This is a genomic window from Bradyrhizobium sp. SZCCHNS1050, from assembly GCF_032484785.1.
Classification (GTDB): domain Bacteria; phylum Pseudomonadota; class Alphaproteobacteria; order Rhizobiales; family Xanthobacteraceae; genus Bradyrhizobium.
This window is the reverse complement of sequence record NZ_JAUETR010000001.1, coordinates 4,938,650-4,953,025: the sequence shown is the minus strand read 5'-3', so window position 1 is coordinate 4,953,025 and position 14,376 is coordinate 4,938,650. Positions and strand designations below refer to the sequence as shown.

The 14,376-nt window shown below is 64.6% G+C and carries 14 protein-coding genes; 7 read left to right on the top strand and 7 right to left on the bottom strand.

The genetic code is table 11. The features are described from left to right. Positions 1–6: 6 nt before the first annotated feature. Positions 7–840 (bottom strand): enoyl-ACP reductase FabI, encoded by an 834-nt coding sequence (gene fabI / locus QX094_RS22425; protein ID WP_315752061.1) that lies wholly within the window; start codon positions 838–840, stop codon positions 7–9. A 206-nt stretch (positions 841–1,046) separates the two neighbouring features. Between fabI and QX094_RS22420 the strand changes: the two genes are divergently transcribed. Continuing rightward, positions 1,047–1,535, top strand: coding sequence for a sigma-70 family RNA polymerase sigma factor (locus QX094_RS22420; RefSeq protein ID WP_315802311.1), 489 nt, complete (start codon positions 1,047–1,049; stop codon positions 1,533–1,535). Positions 1,536–1,626: 91 nt separating this feature from the next. Continuing rightward, on the top strand, positions 1,627–2,400 hold the full coding sequence (locus tag QX094_RS22415) for an anti-sigma factor (protein ID WP_316171900.1): 774 nt from the start codon (positions 1,627–1,629) through the stop codon (positions 2,398–2,400). Positions 2,401–2,769: 369 nt separating this feature from the next. Here QX094_RS22415 and QX094_RS22410 read toward each other — a convergent pair whose 3' ends face one another. Together QX094_RS22410 and QX094_RS22405 are read right to left on the bottom strand one after the other, a co-directional pair. After that, entirely contained in the window at positions 2,770–3,732 is a 963-nt protein-coding gene (locus QX094_RS22410; RefSeq protein WP_315715529.1) for a DnaJ C-terminal domain-containing protein, read from the bottom strand. A 112-nt stretch (positions 3,733–3,844) separates the two neighbouring features. Further along, complete coding sequence (locus tag QX094_RS22405) at positions 3,845–4,249, bottom strand: RT0821/Lpp0805 family surface protein (RefSeq protein ID WP_316185984.1); 405 nt, start codon at positions 4,247–4,249, stop codon at positions 3,845–3,847. 125 nt (positions 4,250–4,374) lie between these two features. On the opposite strand from QX094_RS22405, the gene pdxH reads away from it, so the two are divergent. Both pdxH and QX094_RS22395 read left to right on the top strand, forming a co-directional pair. Next, complete coding sequence (gene pdxH, locus QX094_RS22400; RefSeq protein ID WP_316185983.1) at positions 4,375–5,025, top strand: pyridoxamine 5'-phosphate oxidase; 651 nt, start codon at positions 4,375–4,377, stop codon at positions 5,023–5,025. Positions 5,026–5,164: 139 nt separating this feature from the next. Continuing rightward, positions 5,165–5,917, top strand: a complete 753-nt coding sequence (locus QX094_RS22395; protein WP_316164250.1) for an SDR family oxidoreductase — start codon at positions 5,165–5,167, stop codon at positions 5,915–5,917. A 256-nt stretch (positions 5,918–6,173) separates the two neighbouring features. On the opposite strand, the gene QX094_RS22390 is transcribed toward QX094_RS22395, so the two are convergent. Both QX094_RS22390 and QX094_RS22385 read right to left on the bottom strand, forming a co-directional pair. Beyond that, complete coding sequence (locus QX094_RS22390; protein WP_409998659.1) at positions 6,174–6,392, bottom strand: hypothetical protein; 219 nt, start codon at positions 6,390–6,392, stop codon at positions 6,174–6,176. Between the two features lie 391 nt (positions 6,393–6,783). Further along, positions 6,784–7,761 (bottom strand): magnesium transporter CorA family protein, encoded by a 978-nt coding sequence (locus QX094_RS22385; RefSeq protein ID WP_316174747.1) that lies wholly within the window; start codon positions 7,759–7,761, stop codon positions 6,784–6,786. Between the two features lie 343 nt (positions 7,762–8,104). On the opposite strand from QX094_RS22385, the gene QX094_RS22380 reads away from it, so the two are divergent. Next, positions 8,105–8,785: a L,D-transpeptidase gene (locus QX094_RS22380; protein ID WP_011925214.1), complete on the top strand. Its 681-nt coding sequence runs from the start codon at positions 8,105–8,107 to the stop codon at positions 8,783–8,785. A 183-nt stretch (positions 8,786–8,968) separates the two neighbouring features. Here the strand turns inward: QX094_RS22380 and QX094_RS22375 are convergent, their stop codons facing one another. Together QX094_RS22375 and QX094_RS22370 are read right to left on the bottom strand one after the other, a co-directional pair. Next, the gene (locus QX094_RS22375) at positions 8,969–9,958 is read right to left on the bottom strand and encodes a DUF4424 family protein (RefSeq protein WP_316174749.1); all 990 of its coding nucleotides are present in this window, start codon (positions 9,956–9,958) and stop codon (positions 8,969–8,971) included. 117 nt (positions 9,959–10,075) lie between these two features. Further along, positions 10,076–11,173, bottom strand: coding sequence for an extensin family protein (locus tag QX094_RS22370; protein WP_316185982.1), 1,098 nt, complete (start codon positions 11,171–11,173; stop codon positions 10,076–10,078). Positions 11,174–11,293: 120 nt separating this feature from the next. Between QX094_RS22370 and QX094_RS22365 the strand changes: the two genes are divergently transcribed. Together QX094_RS22365 and QX094_RS22360 are read left to right on the top strand one after the other, a co-directional pair. Next, a complete protein-coding gene (locus QX094_RS22365) occupies positions 11,294–12,922 on the top strand; it encodes a fatty-acid--CoA ligase (protein WP_315715522.1) in 1,629 nt (542 codons plus the stop codon). 165 nt (positions 12,923–13,087) lie between these two features. Further along, positions 13,088–14,293, top strand: coding sequence for an ABC transporter substrate-binding protein (locus QX094_RS22360; protein ID WP_316185981.1), 1,206 nt, complete (start codon positions 13,088–13,090; stop codon positions 14,291–14,293). The last annotated feature ends 83 nt before the right edge of the window (positions 14,294–14,376 follow it).

Sequence of the window (14,376 nt, the reverse complement as noted above, 5' to 3'; positions counted from 1 at the left end):
TTGACGTTATTCCTTGGCGCCGACGGAATTGTTCAGCGAGATGTCGGGCGCCTCGGGCCGCTTCATGCCGACGACATGATAGCCGGAATCGACGTGATGCACCTCGCCGGTGACGCCGCGCGACAGGTCGGACAAGAGATACAGCGCGCTGTCGCCGACCTCGTCGATGGTCACGGTCCGGCGCAGCGGCGCGTTGTATTCGTTCCACTTCAGGATGTAGCGGAAGTCGCCGATGCCCGAGGCGGCCAGCGTCTTGATAGGTCCTGCCGAGATCGCATTGACGCGGATGTTCTTCTCGCCGAGATCGGCGGCGAGATAGCGCACGCTGGCTTCCAGCGCGGCCTTGGCGACGCCCATCACGTTGTAGTGCGGCATCCACTTCTCGGCGCCGTAATAGGTCAAGGTGATGATCGAGCCGCCGTCGGTCATCAGCTTCTCGGCGCGCTGCGCGATCGCCGTCAGCGAGTAGCAGCTGATCAGCATGCTCTTGGAGAAATTGTCCTGCGTGGTTTCGATGTAGCGGCCGTCGAGCTGGTCCTTGTCGGAGAAGGCGATGGCGTGGACCACGAAATCGATCTGGCCCCACTTCTCCTTGAGCACGTCGAACACCGCGTCGATGGTCGTGGGATCGGTGACATCGCAATGGCCGAGCACGAGCCCGCCGAGCTCGGCCGCCAGCGGCTCGACCCGCTTCTTCAGCGCGTCGCCCTGGTAGGTCAACGCGATCTCCGCGCCGGCCGCGCGCGCGGCCTTGGCGATGCCCCAGGCGATCGAGCGGTTGTTGGCCACGCCAAGGACGACCCCGCGCTTGCCCTGCATCAAACCTGAAATCTGCGCCATGCGGCTTCCCATCGAACTGATTATTAAGGACTGGACGTACACCACCGGTCTGGCCCGGTACAGCCCCATTCCGCCCGCTCTGTGGCAAACTCCCCCGCAGGGCTTGCGGTCCGGAATACGCTGATCATCGCGGGGTTATGATCTTTGCAAGACGCCGGCTGCGGCCTGCGCCCTTGTCATCGCAGCGAACAGCCGCAGGGCATTCCATGAACGCGTTCCGCCAGAGCGTCGAGACCATGATTCCGGCACTGCGCCGTTATGCCCGGGCGCTGGCGCGCGACATGGACGCGGCCGACGAACTGGTCCAGGACACGCTGGTGCGGGCGCTGCGCTCGGAGCGGCTGTTCCTGGGCGGCGACATCAGGAGCTGGTTGTACACGATCCTGACCAATCTGAACAAGAACCGCCGGCGCTCCTTGGCGCGGCGGCCGCACTTCATGCCGCTCCAGGACGACAATGCCGACGCCAGCGGCACCGAGGCCGAGGGCCGGGACATCGAGCGCGCGCTGGCGACCCTGGTGGAGGAGCAGCGCGCGGCGCTTCTCCTCGTCGTGCTCGAAGGCATGAGCTACCGCGAGGTCGCCGATATCCAGGGTGTCCCAATCGGCACCGTGATGTCCCGCCTCGCCCGCGCCCGCGCCCATGTCCGTGCCGTGCTCGAGGGCGAGCGGCCGGCGCTGCGGAGGGTGAAATGACCACTGCACAAAAGCCGCCCTGCCATGTTCGGCTGCCCAAGCCTGCAGCGACCGCGCATCGCCGCAGCCGCCCGATTGCAACGAGATCCCGATGATGACCGAGCCGACCATTCCCGTCACCGAAGACGAGCTGCACGCCTATGTCGACAACGAGCTGCCGGCCGAGCGCCGCAGCGACGTCGAGCGCTGGCTGGCCGCGCATCCGGCGGACGCCGAGCGGGTGCAATCCTGGCGCAGCATGGCTGAGGCGCTCCATGCCCGCTACGATTCGATCGTCAACGAGCCGGTGCCGCCGCGGCTCGACCTCGACGGCCTGGAGCGCCGGCCGCGGCGCTGGGTCGTCGCGGCCATGGCGGCAAGCGTGGCGGCCTTCGCGGTCGGCGGCGCGGTCGGCTGGGTCGCGCGTGGCGCCGCGTCCTCGCCGTCGCCGCTGCAGGCCCTTGCCGGCGAGGCGCTCGATGCGCACCGGCTCTATGTCGTGGAGGTGCGCCATCCGGTGGAGGTTCCTGGCGACGAGAAGGCCCATCTGCAGCAATGGCTGACGCGACGCTGCGGTCGCACCGTGCAGGCGCCGGAGCTGGAAACCACCGGGCTGAAGCTCGTCGGCGGCCGGCTGCTGCCGGGGCCGACCGGCCCGGCGTCCTTCCTGATGTACGAGAGCACCTCCGGCGAGCGCTTTACGGTGTATGCGACCAAGGTCGGGATCGAGGCGGCCGAGATGCGCTATACGGCGCAGGGCAACACCGCTGCACTCTCGTGGGCGGAGCGCGGCGTCAGCTACGTCGTCAGCGGCAGCAGTGACCGGACGCGTCTCACCCAGGTCGCGCGCCTTGTTTATGACCAGACCGAACGGGCGGGCGGCTAGCGGCGGACCATTGCCCGATTTCGCGAGGTGCCGGCCTCGGCGCGATTACGGCCGTGATCAGAAGCGTTTGCAGGATGGCCGCAAACGCTGCCCGAGAGGATACTGATCCCCGCATGGCTCAGGCGGGAGACACGCCAGGGCCGGCGCCGCAATTCGGTCACCGGAAATCTGGAATCAGGTCACCGGCACGTCTCAATATAGCGCCAAATGTTCACGAAAAAATGAGGAGTGTTCGATCCGCCGATCGACACGGAAGCGGCCTCGATCGGGGTTTTGTACCGCGCTGGTCCCCCTTTCGAGGCCGCACTTTTTTATCAGCTTTCCAGCTCGTCCTTCAACTTTCAGCCGAGTGGTCCGCAACGCGCAACCTCAGGAGAGGTTGCTGCGCGGATTGTAGGGATGACGGTCGCGCCATTTGGTCATCAGGGCTTCGAGCTCTGCGTCGTTGCCGTCGGGCAGCACGATCCGGGTGGTGACGAATAGATCGCCGGCCGAGCCGTCGCTCTTGGGCAGGCCCTTGCCCTTGAGCCGGAAGGTCCGGCCGCTGGAGGTGTTCTTCGGGATCGACAGCTCGACCGCGCTGCCGAGCGTCGGCGCCCTCACCTTGGCGCCCAGGACCGCCTCGTAAAGCGTGATCGGCAGATCGAGCCTGAGGTCGCTGCCCTCGACCTTGAAGAACGGATGCGGCGCGATCTGGATCGTGATCAGGAGATCACCCGGCCGGTGTCCGGGCGCGCTCTCGCCCTGCCCCTTCAGCCTAATCTGCTGGCCGGCGGTGACGCCGGCGGGGACCTTGACGTTGAGCTCCTTGCCCGACGGCAGCCGCACCCGCTTCTCGCCGCCCTTGACGGACTCCTCGAGCGAGACCGACATCGCAACCTTCAGATCGAGGTCGAGGCCGACACCGCCGGTATCGAACTCGAACGAGCCGCCGCCGCCGCGTGCACCGCGCGCGCCGGCGCCGCCGAACATGCTGTTCAGAATGTCCTCGAATCCGCCACCGCCGAAGCCGCCGCCCGGCCCGCCGCCGCTGCGGAAGGTATAGCTCTCGAAGCCGCCCCCCGGCCCGCCGCGGCCGGCGCCGCCACCCGGAAAGCCCTGGAAGCGCGGCTTGCCGTCAGCGTCGATCTCCCCGCGATCGAACTGCTTGCGCTTCTCCTCGTCGCCCAGGATCTCGTTGGCCGAATTGATCTCGGCAAACCGCGCCGATGCCTTCGGGTCATCCTTGTTGCTGTCGGGATGATGCTTCTTGGCGAGCTTGCGATAGGCGCTCTTGATGGCCGCAGCGCTGGCGCTTCGCGGCACCCCCAAGACCTCATAGGGGTCGCGCATCCGTCACGTCTCCTTACAGAAAGTCAGATACTAACCTATGGGCTCCCCGCCCGCTTCGCATTTCATCTGGGGAGTCCGTTGTATTTTTGCAACGGGTTCCAGACGACCCCGGCTAGCTTTGCTGCCAGGGTTTGAGCGTCTGGATGTCCCAGCGCCCACGCTCGATACGACACGCCGAGCCCTGCAGCCAGCGTTCCGTCTTGCCGTTGACGTAGCTCGCCAGGAAATCGCGGCACGTACGGCCGTCGTCGGCCGTGTAGGACTTGGCGATCGGCGTCACCGAGCCGCGGGCGCCGGTCTGCGGATTCTGCCACGGCTGGCTGGAATCCTTGCTCCCCTTGGTCAGCACGTCCGACGCGGCGTTGCGGGCAAAAGCGAGATCGGCTTCGGTCGGCTCGCGCTCGGGCGGCGGGCTGACCGCGCCGGTGATCTCCGCATCGTCCATCTTGGCAAAGGCCGTTTCAGGGCGCGACAGGCTGCAGCCGCCGCCGGACAGGCCGATTAGAATGAGTGTCAAAGCCGTGCCGGCATGACCGATCGCGGATAGGCCAAGCCGGACCGATGCCCTATATAGGGCCGGACCAGAATGGACTTGCACGCGCCTGGCCGCGGGTGAACGCAAAACTCGGACTCCCCATACACATGACCGACCCCACGAGCATCAAACACCAGACAACCTTAACATCCGGTACATCCGCCGATTTTACCCAGGCCGGCGAGCCGTTTGCGCTGTTTGCGGCGTGGTTTGCCGAAGCCGGCAAGAGCGAGCCCAACGATCCGAATGCGATGGCGCTGGCAACGGTCGACGAGAGCGGGCTGCCTGACGTGCGCATGGTGCTGATGAAGGGCTATGACGAGGACGGCTTCGTCTTCTACAGCCACAAGGCCAGCCAGAAGGGCCGCGAGCTCGCCGCCAATCCGAAGGCCGCGCTGCTGTTTCACTGGAAGTCGCTGCGCCGCCAGGTCCGCATCCGCGGCCTCGTGGCGCCGGTGACCGACGAAGAGGCCGACGCCTATTTCGCGACCCGGCCGAAGCAGGCGCAGCTCGGCGCCTGGGCCAGCAAGCAGTCGCAGCCGCTGGAGAGCCGCTTCGCGTTCGAGCAGGCGATCGCCAAGGTCGCCGCGCAATACATCATCGGCGAGGTGCCGCGCCCGCCGGGATGGAGCGGCTGGCGCATCACGCCCGTCAGCATGGAGTTCTGGCACGACCGGCCATTCCGCCTGCACGACCGCATCGAATTCCGGCGCGAGGCTTCGGGCCGGCCGTGGACCAAGGTGCGGATGTATCCGTAGGGGATCGCCGCGCGGGCTTGCGCCCGGCCTCCAGGCGTCCGATACGCCAACGAATCGCCATCGCGCGCGTGAATCAGGCGCCGAACTCACAACCATTGTGGTAAGTTGATCCCGTCCGGGATCGTGAAAGACGCAGTTCATGCCGACCTCTTCCAATCAGCCACGGCGCACGATGCTGCTGACCGGTGCCAGCCGCGGCATCGGTCATGCCACCGTGATCCGCTTCTCATCAGCCGGCTGGCGCGTCCTCACCTGCTCGCGGCACCCCTTTCCCGAAGAATGCCCGTGGGGCGCCGGCCCCGAGGACCACGTCCAGGTCGACCTGTCCGATCCCCAGGACACCGTGCGCGCGATCGCCGAGATCAAACAGCGGATCGACGGCGGCGAGCTGCACGCGCTGGTGAACAACGCCGCGATCTCGCCGAAGGGCGCGGGCGGTGCCCGGCTCGGCACCGTCGACACCGACCTCGACACCTGGAATCACGTCTTCCGCGTCAACTTCTTCGCGCCGATCATGATGGCGCGCGGCCTGATCAAGGAGCTGAAGGCGGCCAGGGGCTCCGTCGTCAACGTCACCTCGATCGCCGGCTCGCGCGTGCATCCCTTTGCCGGCGCGGCCTACGCGACCTCCAAGGCGGCGCTGGCCGCCCTGACCCGCGAGATGGCGTCGGATTTCGGCCGGGTCGGCGTTCGCGTCAACTCGATCGCGCCGGGCGAGATCGACACCTCGATCCTGTCGCCGGGCACCGAGAAGATCGTGCAGGAGCAGATCCCGATGCAGCGCCTCGGCACGCCCGACGAGGTCGCCAAGATCATCTACGTGCTGTGCACGGAGACCAGCTCCTACGTGAACGGCGCCGAGATCCACATCAACGGCGGCCAGCACGTCTGAGGCAATCGACGCGGAGACGCTTGCCCGTGTTCGATTTGGTTCATGGCGGCTTGCCACGTTCGGCAAGTTCCGGATGACCGCGCGAAGGCGTGATTAACGCCATCTCCGAAGATCGATACGGACCTACCGACCACCACAAACAAGACAGCGCTCCCGGAGGGAACGCTGTTCATGGGATGGGATCGGCGTACTGAATTTCCAATCACTGGCCGCGCAGACGGCATTGCCTGAATACCGTCACGTCGAGAACGGTCGTTCAGCCTTCGCACACCAAACCGCGCAGAATCTGCGCGGCGCGCCAGCGCAGGCGGTCGGACTCGACGTTGAGGGCGCTGGAGCAATCATCGTCGCGCTCGTCCTCCTCGAGATCGGCGCCGCAGTAGCGGCAGGTGCGCGGCGACAGCGCATGGGCCACGACGATGTCGGCGCGGCTGCGCTGATAGCTGGCAAGATCGATCACGTTGTTCGATGCCATTATGCGTTTCTCAACCATTGCCGCCGCCTCTTGGATAAGGCGCGATGAACGCGCCCTCGAGCTCTGCCTTGCATGCCACGCGCCGAGGCGCTCGTTGTTTGTCATGCTGGTGCAGATTTATCGCAGAGAAGTTTCGATCAAACGTTCAGCGTTCCCATCAAATTTTACCTGAGGAATTGGGGCGGCTTTGCAGCGGCATTGCAGCCGGCCTAACAAGTATTTCCTATTATGTGTTGCATCCCACCGCTTGTGTCACCTGAGGTGCATAGCGACGGACTCTGCCCCGCAGCTAACAACGGGGCGCGAATGAGGCATCACCTGGAATGACGGCACAATGCCGCAGGCCTCGCCCAGATCTGTCGCCAGAGCCTGGATTTTCAGGCCAGCGGCACTACAGCCACTTCTTCAATTTGAAGATGTAGTACGGCACGATCGCGCAGATCAGCATCAGCACCAGCGCCATCGGATAGCCGTGCACCCATTCGAGCTCCGGCATCATCTTGAAGTTCATGCCGTAGATCGATGCGATCAAGGTCGGCGGCATCAGCACCACCGCCATCACCGAGAACAGCTTGATGATGTTGTTCTGCTCGAGGTTGACGACACCGAGCATCGCATCCAGCACGAAGGTGATCTTGCCCGCGAGATAGGACGCGTGGTCGGTCAGCGAGGCGACGTCGCGCTGCATGGTCTTGAGCTGCTCGCGCATATCCTTCGACCACTTCACGCCTTCGACGACAGCAGAGAGAAACGTGACGAGACGGCCGATCGACACCAGGCTCTCACGCACCTTCGAGGTCAGGTCGCCCTTGCGCCCGATCGCGATCAGGATCTGCGAATACTGCTTGGCGTGTCCGTGACGCTCATTGTTCGGCTCGAAGATCTCGTGGCTGACCTGGTCGATATCGGCCCCGACCTTCTCGAGAATGTCGGCGCAGCGGTCGATTACCGCATCGAGCAACTCCATCAGCACCATCTCGCCGGTGATCCCGGGCGCACAGTTGCGAGCGAGCTTGGCCTCCACCACGGCGAACGGTCGCGGCTGGTCGTAGCGGACCGTCACCAGACGGTGGCCCGCCAGGATGAAGGTGACGGCGGTGGTCCTGGGCATATCGGAGTCCGAGTGACACATCAGCGTAGCCGTCATGTAGCGGGCGCCGTTCTCGATGTAGAGGCGGCTGGAGATCTCGATCTCCTGCATGTCCTCGCGCGTCGGCACCGCGATCCCGGCCAGCTTTTCGACGGCCCGATCCTCGGCATTGCTCGGGTTCACCAGGTCGACCCAGACCGCATTGTCCGGCAGAGCGGCAGGATCGGTGATCGCCATCTTCTTCAGCGCGGCTTCGGACGGAACGAACACCGAGAACATGGACAAACTCCGAATCGCGAAACCTGAATTTCGGGGACTTAGCGGCGGGATGCTGCCGCCTTGTGACGCAGCTTGCGAGTCCGGTCCATCGGCTTTTCGCGCCAATGCTCCGCGGCCTGTCGCGCGGCGCCGAGGGGGAGCTGACCGTGCCATTCGAAGCACAGCTGTGGATGACTGCCCGCAACTTTGCGGCAAAAAAGCAACAATCGCGGCGCTGCAGCGTGACCTGTGCGTGTATCGGCTGGAATTGAGAACGATTTTGACGATAATGGGACATGTGGAATCGCGCTGCAGTGGCGCGGCCGTGTCATTGCAACGTCAGCTGTCGATTGGAATTGGTGACATGTCGCTGAAGGTGAAACTCGGACTCCTGGCCGCCGGCCTGATGCTGTCGGGCTGCATGCAGGCCACGACGTACGAGGCGACCAACACCCAGGCCTTCAAGCCGAAGGACAAGGAACTTCTCGCGAAGATCCGCTACACCAACACGCCGGTGGCCGAGCCCTATCGGCGCGCGATCGTCGACTATCACCGCAAGGAAGCTCCTGGCTCGATCGTCGTCGATTCCGACAGCCACTACCTCTATTACGTGCTGGATGGCGGCAAGGCGATCCGCTACGGCATCACCGTCGGCGAAGAGGCCATGGCCTGGTCGGGCATCGCCAAGGTCGGCGCCATGACCGAGTGGCCGGCTTGGCATCCGACCAAGGGCGAGATCGAGCGTCTGGGCGTTCCGACCTTCGTCGCCCCGGGCCCCGACAATCCGATGGGCTCGCGCGCGATGTACCTCTATGCCAACGGCAAGGACACGCTGTTCCGCATCCACGGCACCAACCAGCCGGAATATATCGGCGCCTCGATCTCCTCGGGATGCATCCGCCTGACGAACGAGGACGCGATCGACCTCTATAACCGGGTGAAGGTCGGCACCATCGTCGTGGTCCTCGATCCGAAGAAGGGTGATTCGCCCTACAAGCCGCAGATGGCGCTGCAGGGCGGGGGCACCTACGCTGCGATGCAGTGAGCATCGCCTGCGGCGGACGAAATTAAAAAGCCGAGAAACGCGTTTAGCATCCTTCTTTGAGAGCGCCGGGCAACCGGCGCTCTTTTGTTTTGGGCTGGTGCTGCCTCGGATACTGGCATGAGCGAGATCATCTTCGCGCGGCTCCTGCCTGACCCCAGCATATCCGCAGGCTAGCTAGTGCCTTTACTTGGTCCTGGCGTCGGATCCATCGGCCTTGCCGAGAAACCGGCTGGACACGAACAGGATGTCGAGATCGCTAGTCGGGGTGTAGTCGATTGCGACGCCGCTGAAGCCGTAAGGGACCCGCTGCAGCGTCAGTCCCTGAACCGGGCAGGTCGAGACCAAGTCCGCTCCGCCCTTATCGATCTGCAGTTCGAAACGGCCAATTGGGCCATGCCAATTGGCGCCGGTTTTCAGCACATATTGGACATTGTCATACAGAATGTCAGAGCCGCCTGAGCCATTCTTGTTAGCCGCGCTTTCTCGATCGAGCAGGCGCTGCTCGGCAGCAACAAACCCGCGATCGAAGCACCAGGGCCCACCGAGTTCGCTCGAAGTTTTGACTCGAGACACCCGGGAATCGGTCGGCGTGTACCATGAGCCATAGACAGGCCGATAGCGGTGCCTGATCGTGATCTGCTTGCCGGCCGGGAATGTCTGCTGCCAGTGAAAGCTGACACGCGTTTTCCAGATCGGAAGAATATCCTTGTCTTCGAACTCGGCCAGATGCTGGCTCCGCAATGCAGCCCCGTGGCGGACCTCGTCGAGGCTCGGATTGACCGGATCGACGCCTAGACGCCTGAGCTCCGCAGTGACATCGCGGCCGCGGTCATCAAAGGCTCTCACATCCACATCCGGCGCGATCTCCCGCCCATCACTCCAGACCTCGAAACCGACGAAATTGGCCTTGCCTTCGAAGGCGAGATTTACGGGATGCACGTTCAAGGTCTGCTGGTCGAGGTCCGGCAGTGGAAAGGCGACCAGGGTGGTAACGTCGTCTGACTCTGTGTTCTGAAACACGTAGGTGACCTCGACCAGCCGGGGCGCAATGCGCAGCACCTCCGACACCATCCGCACTTGCTGATTCTTGACCAGGGTCAGCCCGCCCGCAGCCATTGCCGCGGAGGAATCGTTGGCCCTTAGCGGACAGGTCCCGATGAGCAGCAGGACCACGCCTCCGAGGAACCGACAGCCAGACTTCCTTTGACAAGACAACTTCATCACGTCGGCGCCCCCCTCTACTTTGATACCAAAGCGCCTAGCTGGTCATTGCGATCGGCGCAACGCCACTCATGACTTGTTCTTGTGCTTCCTCTTGCCACCACTCTTGGCTGGCACAGGTTGAGCCGCGGGCGGAGACGCTGCCGGCTCCGTCTCTTCAGCTTCCGCTGCAGCGCCGTCATCAGCAGCTGACTCGGACGGGGCAGCCGCCTTCTCCGCACTGACACCGGGTGTGGCAGCCGGCCCCGCTTTGGCCGCGGCCTTGCCGCCCTTGACGTCCCTGTCCTCAGCCGTCTCGCGCGGCGGCGCATCGTCGGGACGCATCGCCGGCATCAGGGGCGCGACCTTCGGCAGCGGATCCAACACGTCCCATTGGCAGATGCGGTAGTTGTTGCGGCGTTCGATCAGGTCGAGATGGATGTGGTCCTCGTGGTACCAGTCGGAATCGGGGCCAAGCACCGTGGAGAAATGGGTGCAGACCGCGTGCAGCACCGCCTCGCGCACATCGCGCGGCTGGGTGCGGTCGGTGAGATCGACCAGGCGGCCGTCGGCCAGCTTGAAGCCGTGGACGTCCAGCGCATTGGCACGGCCGTGCTCCGACAGCTGCGCGCCGTTGACATTGTTGCGGCCGCGGCACTGATATGAATCGAAATTGTCGAGCGCGGTGACCGCGCTGCCGAGCCGTTCGGCCAGCGGCGCCACATCGTTGCGCACCCAGTTGACGACCGCGGTCGCCATCGGACAACGCATGGTTGCCGCAGGCGTCAGCGCCACCCTGCGCTTGTCAGGCAGCACCACCGCCTCCAGCCGCACCAGGTCCTCGCCGCCGCAGCCGCCAGGCCCCTTGATCGGCGGAATCGATGGCGCGATCGCGACCTCTTCGGTCAGGGCCAGCCGGCAGGCCGAAGGCGGCGGCGGGGCTTGGGCATCCGCCTTTGGACCGGCGCTGGCCGCGTCGCGCGGAGCGGCATCCTCGCCCTTGGCCGCCTCCCGCGCCGGCGCGTCGGCTGGCCGCGGCTGCGGAAGCGGCACCTTGGCAACGCCGTCGGCCGGCTTCGCTGCGGGCTCAGAGGCCGCGGGCGGGCTGCGGTGCGCCGATTTCGCGGCCGCCGCCGGCGCCGCCATGAGCCAGCTCAATGCGATCGCCGCGGCCACAGCGCTAACCATCACGCCCGGCGCGACGTCGTGGCCATCACAAGCCCATTTGCGTCGGGTGCGGCGCGCGCTAAAATTGACCAAAGAGACCAAAAGACCCTCGCTGCAAGCGAATACCGGAGGAACGACCTGATGCTTGGTTTGATGCAAGACTGGCCCCTGCTTTGTCACCGGATCATCGAGCATGCGGCGACAATCCACGGCTCCCAGGAGGTCGTGACCCGCTCGGTCGAAGGCCCCATCGTTCGCACCACCTATCGGCAAATCCACGACCGCGCTCTCAAGGTCTCGCAGAAGCTGACGCGCGACGGCATCAAGCTCGGCGACCGCGTCGCCACCATCGCCTGGAATACCGGCCGTCACCTCGAGGTCTGGTATGGCATCATGGGAATCGGCGCGATCTGTCACACGGTCAATCCGCGCCTGTTTCCCGAGCAGATCGGCTGGATCATCAACCATGCCCAGGACCGCATCGTCATCACCGATCTGACGTTCGTGCCGATCCTCGAGAAGCTCGCCGACAAGCTGCCGAGCGTCGAGCGCTACATCGTGCTGACCGACGCCGCGCACATGCCGCAGACGACGCTCAAGAATGCCGTCGCCTACGAATCGTGGATCGGCGAGGCCGACGGCGATTTCGCCTGGGGGACCTTCGACGAGAACACCGCAGCCGCGATGTGCTACACGTCCGGCACCACTGGTGATCCGAAAGGTGTGCTGTATTCGCATCGGTCCAACGTGCTGCATGCGTTGATGGCCAATAGCCGGGATTCACTCGGTACGTCCGCAGCAGACACAATGCTTCCGGTGGTTCCGCTGTTCCATGCCAACAGCTGGGGCATTGCCTTCTCCGCTCCCTCGATGGGCACCAAGCTGGTGATGCCCGGCCCCAAGCTCGACGGCGCGTCCGTCTACGAGCTGCTCGACACCGAGAAGGTGACCTACACCGCCGGCGTGCCGACGGTGTGGCTGATGCTGCTGCAGCACATGCAGGCGCATAACCTCAAACTGCCGCATCTGAAGATGGTCGTGTGCGGCGGCTCGGCGATGCCGCGCTCGATGATCCAGGCCTTCCTCGACATGGGCATCGGCGTGCGCCATGCCTGGGGCATGACCGAGATGAGCCCGATCGGCACGCTCGCCACCCTGAAGCCGCCGTTCCTCGCCGCCGACGGCGACGCCAAGCTCGATGTGCTGCAGACCCAGGGCTTCCCGCCGTTCGGGGTCGAGATGAAGATCACCGACGATGCCGGCACCGAGTTGCCGTGGGACGGCAAGACCTTCGGCCGGCTCAAGGTGTCCGGTCCCGCGGTGTCGAAGGCCTACTACAAGGTCGACAGCAACATCCTCGACGATGAAGGCTTCTTCGACACCGGCGACGTCGCCACCGTCGATGAGCATGGCTATATGCGCATCACCGACCGCTCCAAGGACGTCATCAAGTCCGGCGGCGAATGGATCTCCTCGATCGACCTCGAGAATCTCGCCGTCGGCCATCCGGCCGTCGCCGAGGCTGCCGTGATCGGCGTCTATCATCCGAAATGGGACGAGCGCCCGCTGCTGATCGTGCAGTTGAAGCCCGGCCAGACCGCGACGCGCGAGGACATCCTGAAATACATGGAAGGCAAGATCGCCAAATGGTGGATGCCCGATGACGTCGCCTTCGTCGACGGCATCCCGCACACGGCAACGGGCAAGATCCTGAAGACTGCGCTGCGCGACCAGTTCAAGAGCTATCGCTTCCCCAACGCCGCCGCCTAGCAACCACTCCCGCTCCGCGCGAGACTCACGGCCCCTGCGCCCCCGCGGGGGCCGTTTGCGTTCCGCGCAAAAAGTTCCATCGCCCTCGCCTCGACCAAAGGCGAATAGGAAGCCCATGGGCGCGTTCCTAAGGTCCGGCACCATAAAAAACGAGGGAACGCCACCATGCGAAAATCAACCCGCCTGCTGCCTTGGCTGCTGGGAGCATCACTGGCCGCCACGGCCGCGCACGCCGCTGGCAACAAGGTCGTGATCGGCGACATCGACGACATGTCCGGGCTCTATGCCGACGTGATCGGGCCGGGCGGGGTCGAGGCTGCAAGGATGGCGATCGAGGATTTCGGCGGCAGCGTGCTCGGCAACAAGATCGAGTTCATGGAGAGCGATCATCAGAACAAGCCGGACGTCGGCGCCCAGAAGTTGCGCGAGTGGGCCGATCGCGACGGGGTCACCATGATCCTCGGCGGCTCCAACACCGGGGTCAGCCTCGCGATGGCCAACGCCGCCAAGGAGAAGAAAATACCGTTCATCGCGATCGGTGCCGCCGGCGCCTCGCTGACCGGCAAGGACTGCACGCCCTACACCGTCCACTACGCCTACGATACGACCTCGCTCGCCAACGGCACCGCCAAGACCATGGTCAGCCAGGGCGGCAAGAGCTGGTTCTTCCTGACCGCCGACTACGCCTTCGGCACCCAGTTGCAGGAAGCCGCGTCCAAGGTGGTCGAGGCCAATGGCGGCAAGGTGGTCGGAGCGGTCCGCGTGCCGCTCTCCACGTCGGATTTCTCCAGCTATCTGCTGCAGGCGCAGGGCTCGGGCGCGCAGGTTCTGGGCCTCGCCAATGCCGGCAACGACTTCACGAACTCGATCAAGGCCGCGGATGAATTCGGCATCGCCAAGACGATGAAGCCGGCGGCACTGCTCGCCTTCATCAGCGACATCCACAGTCTCGGCCTGAAGACCGCGCAGGGTCTCTATCTCACCACCGGCTGGTATTGGGACCTCAACGACAAGACCCGTGCTTTCGCCAAGCGCTACTACGAAAAGACCAAGCGCGAGCCGACCATGAACCAGGCCGCCTACTACTCGGCGACGACCACCTATCTCAACGCCGTGAAGGCGGCCGGCACCACCGAGTCCGACAAGGTCATGGACCAGCTGCGCAATATGAAGATCGACGACATGTTCACGTCCAACGGCAAGATCCGCGCCGACGGCCTGATGGAGCATGAGATGTACATCATGCAGGTCAAGAAGCCGGAGGAGTCGAAGTACCCCTGGGACTACTACAAGCTGATCCAGACGATGTCCGGCGAGGAGGCATTCGGCAAGCTTTCGGAGTCCGCCTGCCCGCTGGTGCATTCGCATTGAGCATCTGACGCAAGCCTGACCAAGGCAGCCACGGCCCCTCCCCTTTGGCGGGGCCGTGGCGTTGCGTGCCGCCATGGCGTTGA

Excerpts from the sequence above, each read along its gene's own strand:
- QX094_RS22360 (WP_316185981.1), top strand. The coding sequence starts at position 13,088 with ATGCGAAAATCAACCCGCCTGCTGCCTTGGCTGCTGGGAGCATCACTG.
- QX094_RS22370 (WP_316185982.1), bottom strand. The coding sequence starts at position 11,173 with ATGGTTAGCGCTGTGGCCGCGGCGATCGCATTGAGCTGGCTCATGGCG.
- fabI (WP_315752061.1), bottom strand. The coding sequence starts at position 840 with ATGGCGCAGATTTCAGGTTTGATGCAGGGCAAGCGCGGGGTCGTCCTT.
- QX094_RS22390 (WP_409998659.1), bottom strand. The coding sequence starts at position 6,392 with ATGGCATCGAACAACGTGATCGATCTTGCCAGCTATCAGCGCAGCCGC.
- QX094_RS22395 (WP_316164250.1), top strand. The coding sequence starts at position 5,165 with ATGCCGACCTCTTCCAATCAGCCACGGCGCACGATGCTGCTGACCGGT.
- QX094_RS22365 (WP_315715522.1), top strand. The coding sequence starts at position 11,294 with ATGCTTGGTTTGATGCAAGACTGGCCCCTGCTTTGTCACCGGATCATC.
- pdxH (WP_316185983.1), top strand. The coding sequence starts at position 4,375 with ATGACCGACCCCACGAGCATCAAACACCAGACAACCTTAACATCCGGT.
- QX094_RS22410 (WP_315715529.1), bottom strand. The coding sequence starts at position 3,732 with ATGCGCGACCCCTATGAGGTCTTGGGGGTGCCGCGAAGCGCCAGCGCT.
- QX094_RS22380 (WP_011925214.1), top strand. The coding sequence starts at position 8,105 with ATGTCGCTGAAGGTGAAACTCGGACTCCTGGCCGCCGGCCTGATGCTG.
- QX094_RS22420 (WP_315802311.1), top strand. The coding sequence starts at position 1,047 with ATGAACGCGTTCCGCCAGAGCGTCGAGACCATGATTCCGGCACTGCGC.
- QX094_RS22415 (WP_316171900.1), top strand. The coding sequence starts at position 1,627 with ATGATGACCGAGCCGACCATTCCCGTCACCGAAGACGAGCTGCACGCC.
- QX094_RS22385 (WP_316174747.1), bottom strand. The coding sequence starts at position 7,761 with ATGTTCTCGGTGTTCGTTCCGTCCGAAGCCGCGCTGAAGAAGATGGCG.